Raw genomic sequence first — 23,881 nt, forward strand, 5'->3', positions numbered from 1 at the left:
TCACGGCCGCTCCTCCTCACCGTCCACGTGGTCGCTGCCGCTCAGGCCGCGCAGCGCCAGCAGCACGACCAGGAACAGCGCCGTCGTCGCGAAGCCGATCACGATCGCGGTGAGCACCAGGGACTGCGGCAGGGGATCGGAATAGTCCTGGAGCGTCGGCTGCAGGGCCGCCTGCACGATCGGCTCGCGGTCGATGGCGAGGCTGCCCACGCTGAAGATGAACAGGTTGACCGCGTACGAGAGCAGCGACAGGCCGACCAGCACCTGGAAGGTCCGCGGCCGCAGCACCAGCCACACGCCGGCCGCGGCGAGCACGCCGATCGCGAGGGAGATGACGATTTCCATCAGCTGGTCGCTCCCGGGCCTTGTTGCGGGCGGCGCTGCGCGCGCAGCGACTGGTGGGCCAGCGCGGTCAGCAGGAGCAGCACCGAACCCAGCACCACCGCGAACACCCCGAGGTCGAAGAAGAACGCGCTCGGCAGGTGGATCTCGCCGAACAGCGGCAGCTGGAAATGCGCGGTGTGCGAAGTCAGGAAGGGATAGCCGAACGCCAGCGCGCCGAGGCCGGTGGCGAGCGACAGCAGCAGCCCGGCGGCGATCCAGCGCGGCGGCCGCAGGTTCATGCGGGCCTCGACCCAGTGCGTCCCCCCCACCATGTACTGCGCGATGAAGGCGATCGCCATGACCAGCCCGGCGACGAAGCCGCCGCCCGGCTCGTTGTGGCCGCGCAGGAAGAGGTGCAGCGCCAGTACGCCGGCCACCGGGAGCAGCAGCCGCACCAGCACGGCGGGCACGATCAGGTAGCCGCGCTCGTCGTCGCCCGTCTGCCGCGGCCGCACCAGGTCGCTGCGCGCGTCCGGCGCGATGCGCTGCTGCTGGGGCGGCGGCGCGATCGTCTCGCCGGGGGGCCGGAAGCGACGCAACAGCGCGTAGACCGTCAGGGCCACGGCGGCCAGCACGGTGATCTCGCCCAAGGTGTCGAAGGCGCGGAAGTCCACCAGCATCACGTTGACCACGTTGGTGCCGCCGCCTTCCGGCAGCGCGCGGGCCAGGAAGAAGGGCGAGATGCTCTGCGGCGCCGTGCGCGTGAGCATGGCGTACGAGAGGGCCGCCAGCCCCATGCCCGTCGCCGCCGCCAGGGCGAGGTCGCGTCGGCGGCGCCACGCCGCGCGCGCGGCCTGCAAGGGATGGTCGCGCTCCAGCCGCTTGGGCAGCCACCGCAGGCCCAGCAGGAACAGCACCGTCGTCACCGCTTCCACCGCCAGCTGCGTCAGCGCGAGATCGGGCGCCGAGAACCACGCGAAGGTGAGGCAGATCACGAGGCCCACGCCCCCGAGCAGCGCGAGCGACACCAGCCGGTGGTACTTGGCCTGCCATGCGGCGCCGATGGCGCAACCCGCGCCCGCCACCCAGAGCAGCACGAATTCGAGGCTGGCCGGGACCCGGGCACGGTCGCCCCATTCCAGCGGGACGATCAGCGCCGACCCGAGGCCGGCCGCACCGGACACCACCAGCAGGCAGAGGACCTGCGGCTGCAGCCGGCGGGTGCCGGCCCAGCGCAGCAGCGTGCGCGCCCGGCCGGTCAGCCAGGCGAGGCCCGTCTCGAACATGTGCTGCCCGTCGAGGGCGCCGAGCAAGGGCGAGCCGCGCTGCTTGCGCTGCTTGAAGCGTTGCGCGTAGCGCAGGTACACCGCCAGGCCTCCGGCGAGGGCGACCAGGCTCATGACCAGGGCCGGGTTGACGCCGTGCCAGACGGCGAGACTGAACTCGGGCAGCCGCCCGCCGACGACCGGCCTTGCCGCGGCCTCGAGCGCCGGCCCGATCACCAGCGCGGGCGCGACACCGACCACCAAGCAGGCCAGCACGAGCAATTCGACCGGCACGCGCATCCAGTGTGGCGGCTCCTCGGGCTCGCGCGGCAGGCCCACCGGCCGCGGGCCGAAGAACACGTCGTGCCCGAAGCGCAGCGAGTACACGACCGCGAAGATGCCGTACAGCGTGGCGAGCGCCGGCAGGCCGTACTCCAGCCAGGGCTGGCCGGTGACGAACACGGTCTCGGCGAAGAACATCTCCTTGGACAAGAAGCCGTTGAGCAGCGGCACGCCGGCCATGGCCGCGCAAGCCACCATGGCCAGCGTGCCCGTGTAAGGCATGAAGCGGAACAGGCCGTCCAGCCGGCGCATGTCGCGCGTGCCGGTCTCGTGGTCGATGATGCCGACGGACATGAACAGCGAAGCCTTGAAGGTCGCGTGATTCATCATGTGGAACACGGCCGCGACGGCCGCGAGTTCGCTGTTCAGCCCGAGCAGCAGCGTGATCAGCCCGAGGTGGCTGATGGTCGAATACGCCAGCAGCCCCTTCAGGTCGTTCTGGAACATCGCGACGTAGGCGCCCAGCAGCAGCGTCGCGGCGCCGGCGCCGCCGACGATCCAGAACCAGGAGTCCGTGCCGGCGAGCACGGGCCACAGGCGCGCCAGCAGGAACACGCCGGCCTTCACCATCGTCGCGGAGTGCAGGTAGGCGGAGACCGGCGTCGGCGCCGCCATCGCGCGCGGCAGCCAGAAGTGGAAGGGGAACTGGGCGCTCTTGGTCAGCGCGCCCAGCAGCACGAGCAGCAGCGCCAGCGGGTAGAGCGCATGGGTGCGGATGCGGTCGCCCGCGGCGAGCACGACGTCCAGGTCGGTGCTGCCGACGATGTGGCCGATCAGCAGCACGCCGGCCAGCAGGGCCAGCCCTCCCGCCGCCGTCACGGTGAAAGCCATGCGCGCGCCGCGCCGCGCGTCCTTGCGGTGGTACCAGTAACCGATCAGCAGGAAGGAGAACAGGCTGGTGAGCTCCCAGAACACGACCAGCTGCACCAGGTTGCCCGACACGACGACGCCCAGCATCGCCCCCATGAAGCCCAGCAGCAGCGAGTAGAAGCGCTTGGCCGGGTCGTCGTGCGAGAGGTAGTAGCGTGCGTACAGGACCACCAGCGCGCCGATGACGGTCACCAGCAGCGCGAACATCCAGGCGAAGCCGTCGATGCGCACCACGATGTCCAGCCCGAGGCTGGGCAGCCATTCGACCCGCTCCGTCAGCACGCCGCCGTGCCGGACCTGGGGGAACAGCAGGGCGATGGGCGCCGCCGTGGCGAGCGCGACGAAGCCCGACCAGGCCGCTTGCGCATTGCGGGCGCGCGTGGGGAAGAGGGAGGCGATGGCCGCGCCCGCGAAGGGCAGCAGCAGGACCAGCAGCAGCGACATGGGTGCCCCGAGTCTAGGGGCTGGCCGCCGGCCCGGGACTCAGCTCACTTCTGGGCGTGCTCTCCGCCGTGGCCGCCGGCCGCGTGGAACTGGGGCGCGCGCACCTTGGGTTGGCGCTGCGGGCGGTCGGGCGCCGAGGGCTGGGTCTGGATGGGGCCGGGCTGCTGCTGGATGTTCTGCGCGAGCTGGCCCTTCGGACCTTCCTGGATGTCGAAGCTGACGCGGGAGCCCTGCTTCAGCGTCTTGAAGCCTTCCATCGTGATCGCGGAGAAGTGCGCGAAGACGTCCGAGCCGCCTCCGTCGGGCTCGATGAAGCCGAACCCCTTGGCATCGTTAAACCATTTGACTGTGCCGGTCGGCATGATGCTCGCCCCCGTTTTTTGTTCCCTCAAGTGCGGGCGAGTGTCCTTGAAGCCAGCGCGACTGTCAATAATTTCACTTATCCGGCGCGACTGGCGGCGGAAGCGGCAAATTCCTGCCCGGCCGCACGCCGGCGTGCTTCAAAAATGGGGAGCATCGATCCTTGTCGCTTGAATGTGACGGCAGCGTCACCAATTCACCTTGGGTCGGCGGGTGCGATTCCCGCTCGATAGAATGATTTTCATGGCCAGTCGTACACCCCTCCCGCCCCCGGCCGGTCCCGTCATCCGGCCGTCGGACGACGACGGCGGTTCGGTGGTGGCAGAGCGGAAAACCCAGAAGACCAAACCCCCGCAGATGTACCAGGTCGTCATGCTGAACGACGACTACACGCCCATGGAATTCGTGGTGGTGGTCATCCAGGAGTTTTTCAACAAGGACAGAGAGACGGCGACACAGATCATGCTGAAGATCCACCTGGACGGAAAAGGGATCTGCGGCGTCTATTCGAGGGACGTCGCGGCGACCAAGGTCCAGCAGGTGCAGGAGGCCGCCCGCCAGGCGGGGCATCCCCTGCAGTGTGTGAGTGAACCGGTGGAGTAAGCCGGGACTCAGAGGAACAGAGTACGTTTTGAACGACAGGCAGAAGGAAATCTCATGATTGCCCAGGAATTGGAAGTCAGCCTCCACATGGCCTTCGTGGAAGCGCGTCAGCAGCGCCACGAGTTCATCACCGTGGAGCATCTCTTGCTGGCCCTGCTGGACAATCCCAGCGCGGCCGAGGTGCTGCGCGCGTGCAGCGCCAACATCGACGACCTGCGCAAGTCGCTGGCCAACTTCATCAAGGACAACACGCCGCAGGTCGCCGGCACGGACGACGTGGACACCCAGCCGACGCTGGGCTTCCAGCGCGTCATCCAGCGCGCGATCATGCACGTGCAGTCCACCGGCAACGGCAAGAAGGAAGTGACCGGCGCCAACGTGCTCGTCGCCATCTTCGGCGAGAAGGATTCGCACGCCGTGTACTACCTGCACCAGCAGGGGGTCACCCGTCTCGACGTGGTGAACTACATCGCGCACGGCATCAAGAAGAGCGACCCGCCCGAGCCGGCCAAGAGCGGCGAGAACACCGGCTCCGAAGGCGAGGAGGGCGGCGAGAAGAACGAGAAGGCCTCGCCGCTCGAGCAGTTCACCGTCAACCTGAACCAGCAGGCCAAGGACGGCAAGATCGACCCGCTGATCGGCCGCGAGTACGAGGTCGAGCGCGTGATCCAGATCCTGTGCCGCCGCCGCAAGAACAACCCGCTGCTGGTGGGCGAGGCGGGCGTGGGCAAGACCGCGATCGCGGAAGGCCTGGCCTGGCGCATCGTGCAGAAGGACGTGCCGGAGATCCTCGCGGACTCGAACGTCTACTCGCTGGACATGGGCGCGCTGCTGGCGGGCACCAAGTACCGCGGCGACTTCGAGCAGCGCCTCAAGGGCGTGCTGCGCTCGCTGAAGGACAAGCCGAACGCGATCCTCTTCATCGACGAGATCCACACCCTCATCGGCGCCGGCGCGGCGTCGGGCGGCACGCTGGACGCGTCCAACCTGCTGAAGCCGGCGCTGTCCTCGGGCGCGCTCAAGTGCATCGGAGCGACGACGTTCACCGAGTACCGCGGCATCTTCGAGAAGGACGCGGCCCTGTCGCGGCGCTTCCAGAAGGTCGACGTGGTCGAGCCGAGCGTGGAGCAGACGATCGAGATCCTCAAGGGGCTCAAGAGCCGCTTCGAGGAGCACCACAGCGTGAAGTACGCCGCCGGCGCGCTGCAGGCGGCCGCGGAGCTCTCGGCCAAGTACATCAACGACCGCCACCTGCCGGACAAGGCCATCGACGTGATCGACGAGGCCGGCGCCGCCCAGCGCATCCTGCCGGTGAACAAGCGCAAGAAGACCATCTCCAAGGCGGAAGTCGAGGAGATCGTCGCCAAGATCGCGCGCATCCCGCCCGCGTCCGTCTCCAACGACGACCGCAGCAAGCTGCAGACGCTGGAACGCGACCTGAAGTCGGTGGTGTTCGGCCAGGACAAGGCACTCGACGTGCTGGCGGCCTCCGTGAAGATGGCGCGCAGCGGCCTCGGCCGCGGCGACAAGCCGATCGGCGCCTTCCTGTTCTCCGGCCCCACGGGCGTCGGCAAGACCGAAGCGGCGAAGCAGCTGGCCTACATCATGGGCATCGAGCTGATCCGCTTCGACATGTCGGAGTACATGGAGCGGCACGCGGTGTCGCGCCTGATCGGCGCGCCCCCGGGCTACGTCGGCTTCGACCAGGGCGGCCTGCTCACCGAAGCCATCACGAAGAAGCCGCACGCGGTGCTGCTGCTCGACGAGATCGAGAAGGCGCATCCGGACATCTTCAACGTGCTGCTGCAGGTGATGGACCACGGCACGCTGACCGACAACAACGGACGCAAGGCCGACTTCCGCAACGTGATCATCATCATGACCACGAACGCGGGCGCCGAGACCATGAACAAGTCCGTGATCGGCTTCACGACGGAGCGCAGCCCCGGCGACGAGATGGCGGACATCAAGCGCCTGTTCACGCCGGAGTTCCGCAACCGCCTGGACGCCATCGTCAGCTTCAAGCCGCTGGACGAGCAGATCATCCTGCGCGTCGTCGACAAGTTCCTGCTCCAGCTGGAGCAGCAGCTCGCCGAGAAGAAGGTGGAGGTCACCTTCACCGACAGCCTGCGCAAGTACCTGGCGAAGAAGGGCTTCGACCCGCTGATGGGCGCGCGCCCGATGCAGCGCCTGATCCAGGACACGATCCGGCGGGCCCTGGCGGACGAACTGCTGTTCGGGCGCCTGACCGAAGGTGGCCGCCTCACGGTGGACATCGAGGTCAAGACCGACGACAAGGGCGTCGAGACGCCGGACGTGCAGCTGGACATCCAGCCGCTGCCGAAGAAGGAAGGCAAGGCCAAGCCGGAGCCGGAGGAAATCTCCAGCGACGGCCAGTAAGCCTCGCCCCCTCCTCGAGAAAGCCGCCTTCGGGCGGCTTTTTCATGGCCGTCGGTTCAGCCCTGGAGCCGCTGCAGGATGGTCTTCCAGTGCCGGGGCTCGACCGGCGTGATGGAGAGGCGGTTGCCGCGCTTGAGCACGACCAAATCCTGCAGATCGGGATCGGCGCGCAGCTCCGGGAGCGTCAGGTTGCGCGTCTTCTTCTGCACCTGCACGTCGACCAGCAGCCAGCGCGGCGCATCCTGCCTGGACGCGGGGTCGAAGTAGGGCGACTTCGGGTCGAACTGGGTGGGGTCGGGATAGGCGGTCGACGCGACGCGTGCAATGCCGACGATGCCCGGCTCCGCGCAGCTGGAGTGGTAGAACAGCACGCCGTCGCCCACCTTCATCGCGTCGCGCATGAAGTTGCGGGCCTGGTAGTTGCGCACGCCGGTCCACGGCACGGTGGAGCGGGGCGCGGCGAGCGCGTCGTCGACGGAGACCTCGTCCGGTTCGGACTTCATCAGCCAGTAGTTCATGGGCAGGGGAAAGGATGTCTTCCTAGAATGCAGCTTTCCGCGCCCGCTGTCCACGCTCCATGGCTCCTTCCACTCCTCCCCTCCAGGTCACGGTGCTCGGCGCCGGTGCCGTCGGCTGCTTCTACGGCGGCATGCTGGCCCGCGCGGGGCACCGCGTCACGCTCGTCGGCCGCCCGGCGCACGTCGACGCGGTCCGGCGCGAGGGGCTGCGCATGGAGACCCGCATGTTCGATGAGCAAGTGCGGCTCCAGGGGGTGATCCGGGCCGCCGACGCGCCGCCGGCGGACGTCGTGCTCTTCTGCGTCAAGTCGATGGACACCGAGGGCGCCGGCCGGGAGCTGCGCGCCACCTTGCGCCCCGACACCCTCGTGCTCTGCCTGCAGAACGGCGTCGACAACGCGGACCGCCTGCGCACCGTGCTGCCGGAGCACGAAGTCGCCGCCGCCGTGGTGTACGTCGCCACCGAGATGGCCGGGCCGGGCCACCTGCGCCACCACGGGCGGGGCGAGCTGGTGATCGAGCCGGCGCGGACGGCCGACCGCGTGGCGCAGGCTTTCGCCGCCGCCGGCGTGCCGACGGAGGTTTCGCCCGACGTGCGTAGCGCGCTCTGGTTCAAGCTGGTCCTCAATTCCGCCTACAACGCGATCTCGGCCATCGCGCAGAAGCCCTACGGCGAGTGCGTGCCCGCGCCGGGCATCCGCCAGGTCATGCGCGACGTGGTCGACGAGTGCCTGGCGGTCGCTGCCGCCGAAGGCATCCGGCTGCCCGCCGACCCCCATGCGGCGGTCGACAAGCTGGTCGCCAGCATGCCTTCGCAGCTTTCGTCCACGGCGCAGGACCTCGCGCGCGGCAAGCCCACCGAGATCGACTTCCTGAACGGGCACGTCGTGCGGCGCGGCGAGGCGCTGGGCGTGCCGACGCCGGCGAACCGCGTGCTGTGGGCGCTGGTCAAGCTGGTGGAGCAACGCGGGCCGACGCCGGCGTGAGTTCCCGCTGGATCGTCCCCAACCTCGTCGCGCAGCTGGCCTTCGGGCTGCTCGCGATGACGATCACGCTGCCTTCCATGCAGGACTGGCCGGCCACTTTCGGCAGCGGCCAGGCGGCGGTGCAGCTGACGTTGAGCGGCTACATCGCGGCCTACGGCATCCTGCAGCTGGTCTACGGGCCGCTGTCGGACCGCTTCGGCCGCAAGCCGCTGCTGCTGTTCGGGCTCGTGCTCGCCGGCCTGGCGTCCGTGCTCGGCGCCCTGGCGCCCAACCTCGCCGTGCTGACGCTGGCGCGCGTGCTGCAGGGGGCCGGCGCCGCGGCCGGCATGGTGGTGGGGCGCGCGATGGTGCAGGACCTGTTCGCGGGCAGCGAGCGCACGCGGGTCATGGCCTTCGTCGGCATGGTGATGGGCGTGTGCCCGCCGACGGCCACGCTGCTGGGCGGGCACCTGCACGTCAGCCTGGGCTGGCGCGCCAACTTCGTGGTGATGGCCGTGCTGGCGGCGGTGCTGCTCGTGCTGGCATGGCGGGGCCTGCCCGCGGTGCCGCCGCGGCGCGACGCCGCGCGCGGCACGCTGCTGGCGGGCTACGCGCGCCTGCTGCGCGAGCCGCGCTTCCTGCTGTACGTGACCATGATGGCGTGCACCACCGCGACCTTCTACACCTTCCTGGGTGGCGCGCCGCTGGTGCTGAAGTCGTACGGCGTCACGCCGGACCGCATCGGCTGGTACATCATGTGCATCCCCATCGCCTACATCTTCGGCAACCTCTGGACGACCCGGCTGGTGCGGCGCACGAGCGACCGCCGCATCATGGCCCTCGGGCAGGCCTGGACCCTCACCGGACTGCTCCTCGTGCTGGGACTCGGCCTGTGGGGCACCGCTTCGCCCCTGGCGCTCGCGCTGCCGCTGGCCCTGCTGGGCATCGGGCACGGGCTGCTGGCGCCGCCCACGTTGACGGGGACCGTTGGGCTCATCCCCGCGCTTGCCGGCGCGGCGGCGGCGGTCGCCGGCCTCATGCAGCAAATGAGCGGCGCCTTCGGGTCGTTCGTGGTCGGCCTCGTCTCGCACGAGACGCAGGTGGGCCTGGCCGTGGTGATGCTGGCCTGGGCGAGCGCCGGCCTCGTGGCGCAGGTCGCGCTGCACCGCACGCCGCGCAGCACCTGACACGGCGACGTCGCTTCGTCCCCGCTGCAAGCATGGCCTCGGCGACGCCATGCAGAATGGACGGCTTCACACGCCCCCGGAGGCTGCCATGCTCTCGCCCGACCTCGCGTCCGCCCGCCGACGCGCCTTCCGCCAGCTGCACGCGTCCGGCTGTTTCGTGCTCCCGAACCCCTGGGACGCGGGCAGTGCCCGCTACCTGCAGCAGCTGGGCTTCAAGGCGCTGGCCACCACCAGTTCCGGCGTCGCCTGGCGCCATGCGCAGGCCGACGGCCAGATGGGCCTCGAGGACGTGCTGGCGCACCTGCGCGAGATGGTGGCGGCGACCGACCTTCCCGTGAACGCCGACTTCGAAGGCGGCTACGCGGCGGACGCCGAGGGCGTCGCACGGAACGTGCGGCTCGCCGTCGAAACGGGCGTGGCGGGCCTGTCGATCGAGGATTCCACCGGCGATCCGCAATCGCCCTTGCGCGGCATCGAGGAGGCGGTGACGCGGATGCGCGCGGCGCGGGCAGCGATCGACGCGACCGGCGGCGAGACCCTGCTGGTCGGCCGCGCCGAGAACTTCATCGTCGGCCGGCCCGACCTGGACGACGCCATTCGCCGCCTGCGCGCCTATGCCGAGGCCGGCGCGGACTGCCTCTACGCGCCCGGCATCCGCACACGCGAGCACATCGCCGCGGTCGTGGCGGCCGTGGCGCCGAAGCCGGTGAACCTGCTGGTCGGCTTCACCACCGACCTCACGATGGACGACATCGCCGCGCTCGGGGTGCGCCGCGTGAGCGTCGGCGGTGCGATGGCGCGCTCGGCCTGGGGCGGCTTCATGCGCGCGGCCCAGATGATCGCGGCCCAGGGACGCTTCGACGGCTTCGCGGACGCCGCCTCGGGCGCGGAACTCAACGGCTTGTTCCGCCGGGCCTAGGCGCGGCGAGCCACTGCCGCAGCTTGCGGTGCACCACCGGGCTGGAGAGCAGGTCGAAGTGGTGCGCACCCCGCACCACGAGCGTGTGACCGGCGGGGAACGCGAGTCGATGGTCCGCGTGCGCGTGCCGGCCGAGCGCGCTGTCGACCGCGACCAGGCCGTCGCCCGCAGCGGCCTTGCCGCGCCCGAGGGCGCCGGCGACGGCGTGGCAGGCCACGCCGGCCGGCAGCGGCACCGGCGTGCGCGTGTCGCGACGCACGAAGCGCCCGTCCTGCCAATCGGAAGCGAGCAGGTTGCCGTGCCGCAGGTCGGTGATGCCATCGCTGCGCAGGCGTCCCAGCCGGGTGAACGGGGCGAGGTAGGGGCTCGTGCCCAGCACCTCGTGCAGCCAGTTGCCGCCGCGCTCCAGCGCGGCGCCGTGGTGGGGCGTGCCCAGGAAGACCATGTGTCCCAACCGGCGCGGCCAGGCCATGCCGGCCTGCTGTGCCTGGTGAACGGCGCTGCGGGCGACCAGCCCGCCCATGCTGTGGCAGAGGATGGCGATCTCCTCCACCGGCACCGGCCACTCCGCGAGCAGCGCTTCGAGCCGGGCCGCGAGCTCCGCGCCGTTCTCCGACACGTGCCGGCCGGAGTTGTAGCGCAGGTAGACCGGCGTGCGATCCAGTCGGGCCGCCAGCGCCTGGCCGTGGTCGTGGCCGCGGTGCGTCCATTGGGCTTCCGCCATGCACAGGCCGTGCACCAGCAGCAGCAGGCGGGGGCGCGGCGGTCCGGCCACGCGCAGTTCCATGGCGATCGCCAGGGGATTGGCGGTGCGCGCGAGATGGTCGCCGACGATGCCGTTGAGGGCGGCGCGCACCGCGAGCAGGCGCGGGCCTTCGGGCGCGACGGCATCGCTTTCCGGCCCGGCCGGCCACAAGGCGTCGAGCCCGCCGAGTGCAGCGTCGATGCCGGCGCCCACGAGGCTGCTCGCGCCGCGCACCGAGCGGTAGACGAATCCGGTGATGCCGCGCGTGGGTTGCTCCCGCGCCTCGCCCAAGGGCGGGCGCAGGCGCGCGATGCTGCCGTGCAGGCCCTCCGCCACGCGCGTGACGCCGTGCACGCCTTCCACGGCCAGCCGGACGGCGCCCCGCACGTCCGCGATGCGGGGCGGCCGGTTCTGGCGCGGAAGGGGCGTCATCGGGGACCTCAGGGCGCGTTGCGGTGGCGCAGGAAGAACTCCGCCATGGCGCGCGAGGCATCGGGACCGCGGGGATCCGTGAACGAGCCCTCCGCCCGGCCGCCCGACCAGGCGTGCGGTCCGCCCGCCACGCGCCAATGTTCCAGCACCGCCTGGCCGCCGGCGTCCACCCACTGCACCCGCGCCGCGGCGCGGCCGCGCCCGTCCACCGCGACGTCCCGGCGTTCCAGCGGCACGCCGGCGGCGCGGTGCGCGGCCAGCTGCCGGTCGATGACGGCGTCGCCGTTGCCCGCGGCGACCGTCGTATCGGCGGTCCCGTGGAAGACGACGGTCGGAATCGCGGCGGTGGACCGCGAGGAGCCGCGCAGGTTGGCCTTGCGCATGGCCTGGAAGGCGGACGGCATGTCGTGGGCCGCGCGCGCCGGCAATCCGGAATGGACGCCGACGGCGGCGAACAGCTCGGGGTACTGGTCCGCCAGCGTGGCTGCCATCGCGCCGCCGGCGGACAGGCCGGCGACGTAGACACGGCCCGGATCGCCGCCGTGCGCGGAAAGCACCGATCGCACGAGCGCCGCGATCATCCCGGGTTCCCCGCCGTCGCGCCGCTGGTGCTGCGGCTCGAACCAGTTCCAGCAGCCCATCTGGTTGGACTTGCGCCGCTGCTCCGGATACAGGACCAGGAAACCTTCGCCTTGGGCGACCTCGTTCATGGCGGTGCCGCGCGCGAAGTCCTCGGCATCCTGCTTGCAGCCGTGCAGCATCACCACGACGGGCAGGAGCAGCGCGGGGTTCGCCCGGGTCGGCTCGTACAGGCGATACCGCCAACGGTGGCCCTCGTGCGCGAACACGTGCGACGTGAACGACGCTTCGCGCGCGCCCGAGGCCGCCGGGGCGGGCGTACCCAGCCGCTGGGCATCGGTGCCCAGCTCGCGGAAGGGCACGTCGCTCACGTCCGGAGCCCTCTCCGCCGCTTGGTGCGGATCGCGCGCGGGCCGCGCCGCGGTGCCCGCGAGCGTGCTCTGGATCAGCTCCGTTGCCTCGCGCAGGCGCCCTTCGCGCGTCAGGAGTGTCGCGCGAGCCAGCGCTTCAGCCGTACTGCCCATGGCCAGTTCCCCGATAGGTTGTTGCACTGCACCATATCAGGCGGCCGTGCCGAATCACAAGGCGGGCCCGAAATATTCCTCCCGGCCTACACCGCGGTGGCCGCCTCCGGCGTGGCGGAGCCGCTCGCGGGGACCAGCGGCAGGTCGAGGACGAAGGTGGCGCCGCGGCCGGGCCCGTCGCTGTGCGCCGTCAGCGTGCCGCCCATCTGCCGGGCCGCCAGCGCGCTGCTGTGCAGGCCGAAGCCGTGGCCGTCCTTCCGCGTGGTGAAGCCGTGCGCGAAGATCCGCGTGAGGTTTTCGGGCGCGATGCCTTCGCCCGCGTCGCTGACGCTGAAGCGCAGCGTGTCGCTGCCGAAGCGCCCCACGTGCAGGGTCATTCGGTGCTCGCCCTGCTGCGCGCTGGACATCGCCGCCTTGGCATTGCTGATGAGGTTGACGAGGATCTGCAGCACGCGGCCGCGGTCAAGGGGCACCGGGGGCAGGTCCGCATAGTCGCGGATCACCGTGATCTGGTGCCGCGCCAACGCGGTGCCCTGCATGCTCAGCGCATCCTCGGCCAGCTCGGAGGGCTGCACAGGTTCGATGACGTTGGCGGCGCTGGCATGCGACTGCTGCGTGGCCACGATGTCCTTGATGTGGTCCACGCTCTTGATCAGGCGGTCCACCTCCTGCAGCATCCCGTCCCGCTCGTTCGACAGCGCCTCGGATACCGCCGCCAGGTAGCCGGGGAGCATCCGTCCCTTGTCGTCCGCCGTCAGGTACTGGCCGAGGTTGCCGGCATGGGCCTGCATCAGCTGCATGGCGCGGGCCAGGCCGGCCACCCGCGAATTGCGCAGGGTGGACCCCACCACCCCGGCCGAGACGTTGACGCTGTTCAACACGTTGCCGACGTTGTGCAGCACGTTGGTGGCGATCTCCGCCCGTCCGGCGGCGCGCGCGGTCGCGAGCAGTTCGCTCTGCGCCTCGCGCAGGCGCGCCGTGACTTCCTCGTTCTCGCGCAGCGCGGCTTCGGCCTTGCCGTTGGCCTCGCTGAGTTCCTCGGCCATGCGGGCGCGGGCTTCCAGCAGTTCGTTGCGCTCCTGCTGCAGCGTGAGCTCGCGTTCGGCGCGCTGCCGCTCGTCCTGCTCGTGCGCCAGCACGCGGCGGGTCTCCGCCAGGCGGGCCGTCCGCACGGCGACGTCCTTCTGCACGCGCCCGAGCACGACGTGGATGAACGCGGTAAGCGCGATGCCGATGGCGGTGCAGGCGGCCAGGACGATCGCCAGCGAGGTCATGGCGTCCCGGTCGATCTCGGTGACGTCCTTGATCATCACGACCTCGCCCACCACCATGCCCCGCGTGTTCTTCAGAGGCCGCGCGACCACCTGCGCCACGGTACCGTCGCCTTTGACGCGGAAGCGCGCTTCCGCCGCCTGGCGGCCGGTCCGGGAAAGGTGGGCCCTGACCTGTTCCGGGACCTTCGCGACGGTGCGGCTGAGGACCACCACCTCGGGGAACTCGTCCCACTGCGTCTTGCGGGACTTGTGCGCGTTGGCGGTGATCCATTTCCCGTGGTCGATCAGCGCCTTGTCCATCACGACCACGATGTCCGCGTGCAGGGCCTTCTGGATGCCCGCCATGAGGTCCTCGAACTCCACGCCCATCTCGAGGAAGCCGATGGTGCGGCCCGCCACCACCCATGGCGTGGCGACGCGGAGGGTGTAGCTGCCGTACGGACCCTGCTCGTAGCCCGAATGGAACCCGCCCGCGGTCTGCGCCTGGCGCAGCACGAAGCGGTCGATGCGGTCGTCGAATTCACCCGGGCGGTGCGCACGCAGCAGGACGGTGCGGTCGGGGCGGATGAAGTACAGGTGGGAGATGCCGTTGCGCGCGCGGATGCCCTGCATCAGCGGCGCGCTGGCCACGGCGAGCCCGTCGCGGTCGCCGGCGGCCATGGCTTCCTGCAGCCGCGGGTCGGCCATCACCAGGAGCATGAGCGACTTCATGGCGTCGACGTCGTGGGCGGTCCGCTCCTCGAGCATCACGCCCAGGCTCTCGTCGGCCTGGGCGCTTTCGTGTTCCTCGTGGTGCAGCTGCGCCACGACCAGCACGACCGCACCGACGCCGAGCGCCAGCAGCAGGCCCAGGCACAGCGGCAGCAGCACGCGCAGGCGCAGGCCGGAAACGATCGACTTGGCATCCTCCTGGAGGGCGGAGGCGAGGGTGGCGGGAGCGGTCATGCTCTCTGTTCCTTCCGGAGGCGTTCAGGCACCCAGGGGTGCGGCCGCGCGGGCGGCGATGCGCGGCGGGATCCATTGCAGGAGGACCCGCCACATGCCGCTGACGTCCAGCGGCTTGGCGATGAAATCGTCCATGCCGGCGTCGATGCAGCGCTGCCGGTCCGGAGGCAGCACGCTGGCCGTCATTGCGATCACCGGCAGGTGCCGCAGGCCGGGCAGGGCGCGGATGGCGCGCGTGGCCTCCATGCCGTCCATGACCGGCATGTGCATGTCCATCAGCACCGCGTCGAAGCTCGCGCGCTGCACGGCCTCCACCGCGGCCTGCCCGTCGGCGGCGACCTCGACCTCGAGACCCACCTTGCGCAGGAAGGCGCAGGCGACGACCTGGTTGACCTCGTTGTCCTCCACCAGCAGCACGCGCCCGCCCTGCAGCCGGGCCCGGGCTTCGGCCTGTTCGGCCGCGCGCGACGCGGCATCGGTGGCGGAGAGGGCCATCGGGTTGGGCGGCGAAGCGGGACCGGACGCCTCGACCACGCCGACGTCGGCCGTGAACCAGAAGCAGCTGCCCTGGCCCGCGATGCTCGTCACCCCGACGTCGCCGCCCATCAGCGTGGCCAGTGTCCGCGAGATCGCCAGCCCGAGGCCGGTGCCGCCGAAGCGGCGGGTGGTGGAAGTGTCGGCCTGCTGGAAGCGCTGGAACAGGCCGCGCTGGCCTTCCTCGCTGATGCCGATCCCCGTGTCGGTGACGGCGAAGCGCAGCACCGCCCGGGGCCCGCTGCGCGAGGCCAGGCCCACGGACACGGTGATGCGGCCGCGCTCGGTGAACTTGACGGCGTTGGAGGCGAAATTCATCAGCACCTGCGCCAGGCGAAGCGGATCGCCCACCAGCCGGGCGGGCACTTCGGCCGGCACTTCGAACAGCAGCTCCAGCCCCCTCGCCGCGCACTTCTGCGCCACGGTGTCGCGCACGCGGTCCAGCACGCCCGCCAGCGCGAAGGGCACCGATTCCAGCTGCAGCCTGCCCGACTCCACCTTGGAGTAGTCGAGGATGTCGTTGAGGATCCCCATCAGGTGCTCGCCCGAATCGTGCAGGCGCGAGAGGTGCTCGTGCTGGGACGGCGTCAGTTGCGTCTGCAGCAGCAGCGACGACAGGCCCATCACCGCATTCATCGGCGTGCGGATCTCGTGGCTCATGTTGGTGAGGAACTCGTCCTTGGCACGCGTGGCCCGCTCCGCGGCCTCCTTGGCGGCCTGCAGCTCGCGCGTCCGCTCGCGCACGGTCTCCTCCAGCTCCCCCAGCTGGCGCGCGAGCCGGCGCGCCAGGTCCCACTTGGCCGTCAGCGTGCGGGCGAGCTGCGCCACTTCGATCATGTCGAAGGGCTTCTTTACGATCAGCAGCCGGTCCTGCACGTCCAGCCGCTGCAGCACCGTCTCCCAGGGATGGTCGGAGTAGGCGGTGCAGATCACGACCTGCAGGTGCGGGTCGGCGGCCCAGACCCGCTCGATGGTCTCCACCCCGTCCCATCCGGGCGGCATCCGCATGTCGACGAATGCGACGGCGTACGGGCGGCCGTCGCGGATCGCCGCCTCCGTCATCGCCAGCGCTTCCTGTCCCTGGTACGCCGAGTCGATCTCGAAGGCCTCCGCGGCCTTCGCCACCGGTTCGCCGAAGAGCTCGTCCTCGAGCTGGCGCAAGGCGTCCGGCGTCGAACCGGCCTGCAGCGATCGGCGGAAGTCCTGGTGCATCGACGGCATGTCGTCGACCACCAGGATGCGGCGGTTGGTGGGGTACTGCATGGAGGGATCTAGTGCGCCGGGGTGGATGCCACCGGGCCGGACGGGAAGGAAAGGAAGAAGGTGCTGCCGGCACCCGGAATGGACGTGCACCAGGCGCGGCCGCCGTGCCGCGCGGCGACGCGTTCGACCGTCACCAGGCCGACGCCGGTGCCGGGATAGTCGTGCTCGTGGAGCAGCCGCTGGAAGGTGCGGAACAGCCGGTCGGCCTGCGCCATGTCGAATCCGCAGCCGTTGTCGCGCACGGAAAGCACTTCGCAGCCATCCGGCCCGAGGGTGACGCCGATCTCGATGCGCGCGGCTGCGCGGCGGCCGGTGAACTTCCAGGCATTCTCCAGCAGGTTGCGCACGGCGATCCGCACGAGGCGCGGATCGCCGGATACCGCGATGCCTGCCTCCACCTCGATGCTCACGTCGCGGTGCGGTGCGGCCTGGCGCAGTTCGGCTGCGTGCTCCGCGACGAGCCGGCCGATCTCCACGCGCTCCAGGTGCAGTTCCGCGCGATCGATGCGCGTCAGGGTCAACAGCCCGGCGACGAGTTCCTGGCCCAGCGCGGCGTGGTTCTGGATGTGTTCCAGGTACTTCCGCGCGGCGGGCGTGCCGGCGTCCAGTTCCTTCTGCAGCAGGTGGCAGAAGGAGGAGATGAGCGCCAGCGGCGAACGCAGGTCGTGCGACACGGCGCGGGCAAAGGTCTTCAGGTCCTCGCCCCGGTCGCGCAGCGTGCCTTCGGCGATGCGCAGGTGCTCCACCTCCAGCTCCTGCTCCTGCGCGCGCCGCTCCACCTGGCGCGCCAGCGACCACTTGGTGCTCAGCGTGCGGGCGAGCTGGCTGACCTCGATGAGGTCGAAGGGTTTCTTCAGGATGACCAGGCGGTCCTGCACGTCCAGCCGTTCCAGCAGGTCGTGCCAGGGATGGTCGGAGTAGGCGGTGCAGATGACGACCTGCAGCTGCGGATCCGCCTGCCACAGCCGTTCCACGGTCTCCATGCCGTCCCACCCGGGCGGCATGCGCATGTCGACGAAGGCGACGGCATAGGGCTGGCCCGCCGAGACGGAGGCCTCCACCAGCGCCAGCGCCTCGGCGCCCTGGTACGCCGACGACAATGCGAAGCTCCACTCGGCGCGCGGGCCGGAGCCGAACAGCACGCTCTCCGCGGCTTCCAGGGGCGCATGCAGGTCCGGCGCGAGGATCTTGCGGAAGTCCTCGTGGATGCTCGGCGTGTCGTCGACGATGAGGACGCGACGGTTTTGGGGGTACTGCATTCCAAGAATCCGTCCAACATCGCGCGCCCATGGTCGAGCGCGTAACAACTTGATTCTAGGAAGGCGGGCCGCGTTTCGCTTAGGCGAATGGCGCGCCGGAACGAGGGGAAGCGCCTAACCCGATGGTGCGCAAAGGCGAGGCGGATGCACGCCTAAGTTCGCATCAGCCGCCATGCACCGGGCTGGTCGGCTCGGGGCTGGCCGTCTTGCCCAGGGGATCCTCCTGCGGATCGAGCACCGCCAGCAGGTCCGACGTGGTGCGCAGGATCAGGTCCGCGCCGGCCGCCTGCAGTTCGTCCTCGGTGCCGAAGCCGCACAGCACGGCCACGGTCTGCGCGCCGGCGGACCTGCCGGTCCGCACGTCGATGGTGGTGTCGCCGATCATCAGGCACTGCGCGGGGTCGACGCCCATTTCCTTCGCCGCGTACAGCAGCGGCTCCGGATGCGGCTTCATGCGCCGGGTGGTCTGCGCGCCGACCACCGCGGTGAACAGTCCGCGCACCCCATAGTGCTCCAGGAACCGCTCCACGCGCGGCGCGGAGCCGGTGGAGATCGTGCACATCGGATAGTGCCGCGCCAGCACCTGCAGCATCTCCTGCACGCCGGACACCATCTCGTGCGGGACTTCGTCGATCGCTTCGGGGTTGCGCGTGTGGCCCGGATCGGCGCCGCGGCGCTTGACGGCCTGCAGGCGCGCCCGGAGCTTCGCGACCGGGACGTCCAGGCCCAGCTGGTCGAGCAAGGCATAGGCGCCGTGCACCGGTGTCTCCATGCCCATGACGATCTGCCGCGCGACGCGCTCGCCGCGGCGGCCGCTCACGCCGGGGATCGCGTCGATGGCCTTCGCGAGCTGGGCGACGATGTGGTCGTCGGTGTCGGAGATCGTGCCGTCGACGTCGAAACACAGGGCGCGCACGCGCTGCAGGTCGAGCGCCATCGTCAGTTCGCGGGCGCCGCCCGCCAGATGGTGTTGCCGACGTCGTCCGCCACCAGCAGCGCACCCTTGCCGTCGAGGGCCACGCCCACCGGCCGGCCGAAAGCCTTGCCGTCGTCGCTGAGGAAGCCGGTGAGGAAGGGCACCATCGGGCCCGCCGGCTTGCCGTTGGCGAAGGGCACGAACACGACGTCGTAGCCGGCCAGGTCCTTGCGGTTCCAGGAGCCGTGCCGGCCGATGAAGGCGCCGCTCGCATAGTTCGGCGGCATGCGCGCGTCGGAGAACGCCAGTCCCAGCGGCGCGACGTGCGCGCCCAGCCCGTAGTCCGGCGCGATCGCCTTGGCCACCATCTGGGGGTTGGGCGGCTGCACGCGCGTGTCGACGGTCTGGCCCCAGTAGCTCCAGGGCCAGCCGTAGAAGGCGCCGTCCTTGACCGAGGTGAGGTAGTCGGGGACCAGGTCGTTACCGAGCTCGTCGCGCTCGTTCACCACGGTCCAGAGCGACTTGGACTGCGGCTCCCACCCCAGGCCGTTCGGGTTGCGCAGGCCGGTGGCGAACAGGCGCTTGTTGCCGGTGGCGCGGTCGACCTCCCAGATCGCGGCGCGGCCTTCCTCGGACGCCATGCCGTTGTCGCCGATGTTGCTGTTCGAGCCGACCGTGGCGTACAGCTTGCTGCCATCGGCACTGGCGATGATGTTCTTCGTCCAGTGGTGGTTCGCGCCGGAGGGCAGGTCCGTCACCTTCGCTGGCGTCGCGGAGACGCTGGTCTGGCCGGCCTGGTAGGGCACCTTCACGATGGCGTCGGCATTGGCGATGAACAGCTCGTTGCCCACCAGCGCCATGCCGAAGGGCGAGGTCAGCCCGGAGAGGAACACCTGCTTCACCTCGGCGACGCCGTCGCCGTCGGCATCCCGCAGCAACGTGATGCGGTCGGCGCTGGGCACGCCGGCGCCGGCGCGCTTCATCACCAGCTCCATCGCCTTGCCGCGGAGGCCCTCGGCGTGCACGTTCTTCGCGCCTTCCTTCGGCTTGGGGCTGTTGCTCTCCGCCACCAGCACGTCGCCGTTCGGCAGCGTGTAGACCCAGCGCGGATGTTGCAGCCCCGTCGCGAGGGCCGTCACCCGGAAGCCGGCCGGCGCCTTCGGCATCGCGCCCTGGGGCCAGCCTTCCGCCGGGGCGATGTTCACGGTGGGGATGGGAATCAGCTTCTTCTCGGGGGCCGGCAGCTGCGGGCTCGGCCCGACACCGGGGGCCTGGGCGAATGCGGCGCCGGCGCAGAGCAGCACGGCGGCCGCGGAAGGGGGGAGGGCACGGCGGAGGTTCATGCCGGCAGTGTGGTCGGGCCGGCGCGCACGGGCCTGTAGGCCAAGGGCGTGAAAACCTGAACTCAGCCCATCCACTGCGGCAGCAGTCGCACCAGCGCCATGCCCGCGAGGCCTTGCACGGTCACGTAGTGCCAGAAGAGGGCGGTGTTGTCGAGCGTGGCCCGCGCGTCCTGGCGCAAGCGACCGGACCACGAACGGGCCAGCACGTAGCCGCCCATCACCAGCAGCACGGCGCCATGGAAGCCCTGCCAGCTGAGCAGCGCCGCGACGGTGGCACTCCACGCATCCGCGCGCGGGGACAGTCCCGCCTGCGCGTGCGACACGATGTCCAGGACCGCGCCTCCGACCGTGGCGCAGAAGGCGAACAGCACCGCTGCGCGGATCCATCCTTGCGCCGCCCCGCGCAGGCGGCGCACGGCGAAGGCCATGGCCGCCGAGCCCGCGAGCAACAACGCGGCGAGCCACGGCCCGCCGGGCGGCAGGGCGGCGCCGGGCGGCGGGCACACTTCGAGCTTCATCGAGACGTGGATGTGCGCGAACCCCAGCGACGCGAACACCGTGGCGTCGACCGCGATGAGCACCACCATCGCCCACCACGAATGCGAGCGCCATCCGGTCGCCACCGTCGGCACCGAAACGCCTTGGCCGATGGTGGCGTGTGCGGCGGGCAGCGGCCGGTCCGATCCCCACAGCCACCAGACGACCGCGGCGATGGACACGACGCCGCAGGCGATCGCGGTGAAGTACCAGGACACCGTCAGCAGCAGGAAGAAGCCCGCGGTGCCGGCGGCCGCCAGCACCGGCGACCAGCCGTCCCCGGGCAGGCGCAGCAGGTGGCGGATCTCCGCCTTGCGCGGGCTGGTCACGAGGGTTTCGCGGCCGCCGAACACGGTGCCGGGCAGCCAGTGCTGCCCCGCTTCCACTTCCTGCGACAGCGCCGGCCGGTCCCACAGCGGCGTGCGCGATTCGATCTGCGGGATGCTGCGCACGCCGTAGCAATCCTGCGGCAGCCATTCGAGGGAATCGGCCTGCCACGGGTTGCCCTGGTCCTGCGCCTTGCGCAGCAGCGTGCGGGCCAGGTCCACCAGGAACAGCAGCACGCCCGCGGCGAGCACGAAGGCGCCGAGGGTGGCAAGCACGTTCCACAGCGTCCAGCCGACATCCGCCGGGTAGGTCCACACCCGGCGCGGCATGCCGGCCAGGCCGGCGATGTGCATGGGAAAGAAGGCGAGGTTGAAGCCGCCGAACATCAGGCCGAAGCTCCAGCGCCCGAGGCGTTCCGAAAGGCGGTGGCCGTTCACGGCCGGCGTCCAGTAGCACAGGCCCGCGAACAGCGGGAACACCATGCCGCCGATCAGCACGTAGTGCAGGTGGGCGACGATGAAGTAGCTGTCGTGCACCTGCCAGTCGAAGGGCAGCACCGCCACCATCACGCCCGTGAGCCCGCCCAGCACGAAGATGAAGTGGAAGCCGAGCAGGAAGAGCGACGGCGTCTCCAGCCGCACGGTGCCTTTCCAGAAGGTCGCGATCCAGGCGAACACCTGCACGCCGCTCGGGATGGCAATGGCGAAGCTCGCGGCGGACGTCGCATAGAGCGCCAGCGGCCCGAGGCCCGCCGTGAACATGTGGTGCATCCACAGCAGGAAGCTGATCGCGCCGACGGCGGCCAGCGCCCAGACGATGGCGCGGTAGCCCACCAGCGGCGTGCGCGCCATCACCGGCACCATCATCGACACCATGCCGGCGGCCGGCAGGAAGATGATGTAGACCTCCGGGTGGCCGAAGAACCAGAAGAGGTGCTGCCACAGCAGCGGGTCGCCGCCGCGGTCCGGCAGGAAGAAGGGCCAGTCCAGCGCGCGTTCCAGTTCCAGCAGGATCGTGCCGGCGATGATGGCGGGGAAGGCGAACACGATCATGAACGCCGTCACCAGCATCGCCCACGCGAACAGCGGCATCCGCATCAGCGTCATGCCAGGGGCGCGCGTCATGAGGATGCCGATGATGAGTTCGATGGCGCCGGCGATCGCCGAGATCTCGATGAAGCCGATGCCCAGCAGCCACCAGTCGGCGCCTGTGCCCGGCGAATGCACCTTCGACGTCAGCGGCGGGTACATGAACCAGCCGCCGTCGGGCGAGGCGCCGAAGAAGATCGTGCAGAAGAAGACCAGCCCGCCGATGAAGTAGGCCCAGAAGGCGTAAGCGGACAGCCGCGGGAAGGGCAAGTCGCGCGCGCCGAGCATGTTGGGCAGCAGGTAGACCGCCACGGCCTCGACCACCGGCACCGCGAACAGGAACATCATCACCGTGCCGTGCATGGTGAAGAGCTGGTTGTAGGTGGCCGCGTCCACCAGGGTGTTGCCGGGCACGGCGAGCTGCGCGCGCATCACCAGCGCCAGCACCCCGGCCAACACGAAGAACAGCAGCGCCGTGCCGATGTAGAACAGGCCGATCACGGTGTTGTTGACCGAACTGATCTTGCGCCAGCCCTTGGGCGTGCGCCAGGCGCGCACCAGGTCGTCGAGTTCGTTCGCCGGCCGCGGCAGCGGGTTCGGAAGGCGCCGCCCTTCGGTCATTGCAGCGCCCCCAGCCATTCCGCCATCGCGGCGAGCGCCCGCGGCTCCAGGCGGTCGTAGGACGGCATGCGTGCGCCGGGCTTGACCTGCTGCACGTGGGCGATCCAGCGCAGCCGCGCCTCCTGCGTGTTCGCCAGCGTCCCGGCGGCCAGCGTCGGGCGGCTGCCCACGTGCGTGAGGTCGGGCCCGAGCCGCGCCTCTTCGCTGACGCCCCGCACGGTGTGGCACGCGTTGCAGCGGGCCGCCAGGAAGGCATCGCGGCCCTCGGCCTGCACCGGCGTCCGCGCGGCGCGTGCCGGCTGCGCCTGCGCGGCGAGCCAGGCATCGAACTGCGCCGGCTCCAGCGCGACCACGTGCAGCGCCATCAGGGCATGCTGCTCGCCGCAGAATTCCGCGCACTGGCCGCGGTAGCTGCCCGGCCGGTCCGCCGACAAGAGCAGGTGCTGCATGCGGCCGGGCACCATGTCCATCTTGCCGGCGAGCTGCGGCACCCAGAAGCTGTGGATCACGTCCTTGCTCGCCAGCGCGAGGTACACGGGACGCCCCACAGGGATCCGGATCTCGTTCGCGGCGAGGACGTCCGCGCCGGTGGCGGGATCGCGGTAGCGCACTTCCCACCACCACATGTGCCCGGTGACCGCGACGACCAGTGCGCCGGGCGGCGGCACCGGTTTCCATGCCGGGCTCATCGGCAGGCTCCAGGCGAACAGCGCCGCGACGACGACGCCCGGGAACAGCACGCCGCCACCGACGAGCCAAAGCATCGGCCGCACGCGCCCGGCACGTGCCCGCAGCGACCGGGCCAGCAGCGCCATGACGATCGCCAGGACGGCGAAGCCCCCCACGATCAGCACCCAGCTGACCGTCCCGATCGCGCGGGCGGCCTCGCCCGCGGGCTGCAGCACGCCCACCGTCATTCGAGCGAGAACAGGTAGGCGGCCATGGCGCGTGCGTCGGCGTCGCCCACGCCCATGTCCGGCATCGCAGTGCCGGGCACCAGCGCGCGCGGTTCGGCGATCCAGCGCGCGAGCAGCTCGGGCCGGTTCGGCACGCGGCCGGCGATGTAGCTGCGGCGGCTCCAGGCGGCCAGCGGCTGGGCCACGCCACCGCCGGCCGACGCGACGCCGGGGATCGCGTGGCAGGCCCCGCATTGGTACTGCGACAGCAGGACACGGCCGCGGTCGACGCGCTGCCGGTCCGGCGCCTCGGCCCGTGCGGGCTGCAAGCTCGGCAGCAGGGCCACGATCAACGCGCAGGCGGGAGCGAACGGCGAAGGCATCGGCGCATTCTGGCCCCC

General features: G+C 70.8%; 19 protein-coding genes. 5 read left to right on the forward strand and 14 right to left on the reverse strand.

The genetic code is table 11. The features are described 5' to 3' along the window. The 3 genes from IM787_RS11250 to IM787_RS21710 are packed head-to-tail and all read right to left on the reverse strand — an operon-like array spanning nucleotide 1 to nucleotide 3,607. Complete coding sequence (locus IM787_RS11250) at nucleotides 1–345, reverse strand: Na+/H+ antiporter subunit C (RefSeq protein ID WP_193676753.1); 345 nt, start codon at nucleotides 343–345, stop codon at nucleotides 1–3. Further along, on the reverse strand, nucleotides 345–3,245 hold the full coding sequence (locus tag IM787_RS11255; protein WP_193676754.1) for a monovalent cation/H+ antiporter subunit A: 2,901 nt from the start codon (nucleotides 3,243–3,245) through the stop codon (nucleotides 345–347). The genes IM787_RS11250 and IM787_RS11255 overlap by 1 nt, the downstream gene beginning before the upstream one ends. A 44-nt stretch (nucleotides 3,246–3,289) precedes the next feature. Further along, complete coding sequence (locus IM787_RS21710) at nucleotides 3,290–3,607, reverse strand: cold-shock protein (protein ID WP_193676755.1); 318 nt, start codon at nucleotides 3,605–3,607, stop codon at nucleotides 3,290–3,292. 241 nt (nucleotides 3,608–3,848) lie between these two features. On the opposite strand from IM787_RS21710, the gene clpS reads away from it, so the two are divergent. Both clpS and clpA read left to right on the forward strand, forming a co-directional pair. Further along, nucleotides 3,849–4,208: an ATP-dependent Clp protease adapter ClpS gene (gene clpS / locus IM787_RS11265; RefSeq protein WP_435531153.1), complete on the forward strand. Its 360-nt coding sequence runs from the start codon at nucleotides 3,849–3,851 to the stop codon at nucleotides 4,206–4,208. 54 nt (nucleotides 4,209–4,262) lie between these two features. Continuing rightward, nucleotides 4,263–6,608 (forward strand): ATP-dependent Clp protease ATP-binding subunit ClpA, encoded by a 2,346-nt coding sequence (gene clpA, locus IM787_RS11270; protein WP_193676757.1) that lies wholly within the window; start codon nucleotides 4,263–4,265, stop codon nucleotides 6,606–6,608. A 56-nt stretch (nucleotides 6,609–6,664) separates the two neighbouring features. Here the strand turns inward: clpA and IM787_RS11275 are convergent, their stop codons facing one another. Then, nucleotides 6,665–7,126, reverse strand: coding sequence for an EVE domain-containing protein (locus IM787_RS11275; RefSeq protein WP_193676758.1), 462 nt, complete (start codon nucleotides 7,124–7,126; stop codon nucleotides 6,665–6,667). A 59-nt stretch (nucleotides 7,127–7,185) separates the two neighbouring features. On the opposite strand from IM787_RS11275, the gene IM787_RS11280 reads away from it, so the two are divergent. The 3 genes from IM787_RS11280 (at nucleotide 7,186) to IM787_RS11290 (ending at nucleotide 10,197) form a co-directional block, all read left to right on the forward strand. Continuing rightward, nucleotides 7,186–8,112: a ketopantoate reductase family protein gene (locus IM787_RS11280; protein WP_193676759.1), complete on the forward strand. Its 927-nt coding sequence runs from the start codon at nucleotides 7,186–7,188 to the stop codon at nucleotides 8,110–8,112. Beyond that, a complete protein-coding gene (locus IM787_RS11285) occupies nucleotides 8,109–9,278 on the forward strand; it encodes a Bcr/CflA family efflux MFS transporter (protein WP_193676760.1) in 1,170 nt (389 codons plus the stop codon). The genes IM787_RS11280 and IM787_RS11285 overlap by 4 nt, the downstream gene beginning before the upstream one ends. Before the next feature lie 88 nt (nucleotides 9,279–9,366). Beyond that, nucleotides 9,367–10,197, forward strand: a complete 831-nt coding sequence (locus IM787_RS11290) for an isocitrate lyase/PEP mutase family protein (protein WP_193676761.1) — start codon at nucleotides 9,367–9,369, stop codon at nucleotides 10,195–10,197. Here IM787_RS11290 and IM787_RS11295 read toward each other — a convergent pair. The 10 genes from IM787_RS11295 to IM787_RS11340 all read right to left on the reverse strand — a co-directional run bounded on the left by IM787_RS11295 (nucleotide 10,172) and on the right by IM787_RS11340 (nucleotide 23,863). Further along, entirely contained in the window at nucleotides 10,172–11,374 is a 1,203-nt protein-coding gene (locus tag IM787_RS11295; protein WP_193676762.1) for a lipase family alpha/beta hydrolase, read from the reverse strand. The two genes, IM787_RS11290 and IM787_RS11295, sit on opposite strands and share 26 nt — an antisense overlap. Before the next feature lie 8 nt (nucleotides 11,375–11,382). Further along, nucleotides 11,383–12,477, reverse strand: a complete 1,095-nt coding sequence (locus IM787_RS11300) for an extracellular catalytic domain type 1 short-chain-length polyhydroxyalkanoate depolymerase (RefSeq protein ID WP_193676763.1) — start codon at nucleotides 12,475–12,477, stop codon at nucleotides 11,383–11,385. A gap of 86 nt (nucleotides 12,478–12,563) precedes the next feature. Further along, entirely contained in the window at nucleotides 12,564–14,696 is a 2,133-nt protein-coding gene (locus IM787_RS21500) for a cache domain-containing protein (protein ID WP_227494275.1), read from the reverse strand. 24 nt (nucleotides 14,697–14,720) lie between these two features. Continuing rightward, nucleotides 14,721–16,493 carry a response regulator gene (locus IM787_RS11310; RefSeq protein WP_193676764.1) on the reverse strand — a complete coding sequence of 591 codons (1,773 nt, stop codon included), beginning with the start codon at nucleotides 16,491–16,493 and terminating at the stop codon, nucleotides 14,721–14,723. Nucleotides 16,494–16,501: 8 nt separating this feature from the next. Then, nucleotides 16,502–17,752 (reverse strand): sensor histidine kinase, encoded by a 1,251-nt coding sequence (locus IM787_RS11315; RefSeq protein ID WP_193676765.1) that lies wholly within the window; start codon nucleotides 17,750–17,752, stop codon nucleotides 16,502–16,504. Nucleotides 17,753–17,915: 163 nt separating this feature from the next. After that, complete coding sequence (locus IM787_RS11320) at nucleotides 17,916–18,689, reverse strand: HAD family hydrolase (RefSeq protein WP_193676766.1); 774 nt, start codon at nucleotides 18,687–18,689, stop codon at nucleotides 17,916–17,918. A gap of 2 nt (nucleotides 18,690–18,691) precedes the next feature. Then, complete coding sequence (locus tag IM787_RS11325; RefSeq protein ID WP_193676767.1) at nucleotides 18,692–20,011, reverse strand: PQQ-dependent sugar dehydrogenase; 1,320 nt, start codon at nucleotides 20,009–20,011, stop codon at nucleotides 18,692–18,694. A 62-nt stretch (nucleotides 20,012–20,073) separates the two neighbouring features. Continuing rightward, nucleotides 20,074–22,584 carry a cytochrome c oxidase subunit I gene (gene ctaD, locus IM787_RS11330; protein ID WP_193676768.1) on the reverse strand — a complete coding sequence of 837 codons (2,511 nt, stop codon included), beginning with the start codon at nucleotides 22,582–22,584 and terminating at the stop codon, nucleotides 20,074–20,076. Then, complete coding sequence (gene coxB, locus IM787_RS11335) at nucleotides 22,581–23,489, reverse strand: cytochrome c oxidase subunit II (protein ID WP_354004399.1); 909 nt, start codon at nucleotides 23,487–23,489, stop codon at nucleotides 22,581–22,583. Before coxB ends, ctaD begins: the two co-directional genes overlap by 4 nt. An 8-nt stretch (nucleotides 23,490–23,497) precedes the next feature. Then, entirely contained in the window at nucleotides 23,498–23,863 is a 366-nt protein-coding gene (locus tag IM787_RS11340; RefSeq protein ID WP_193676770.1) for a c-type cytochrome, read from the reverse strand. Nucleotides 23,864–23,881 lie beyond the last annotated feature (18 nt).

Source organism: Ramlibacter pallidus, from assembly GCF_015070875.1.
Lineage (GTDB): Bacteria > Pseudomonadota > Gammaproteobacteria > Burkholderiales > Burkholderiaceae_C > Ramlibacter > Ramlibacter pallidus.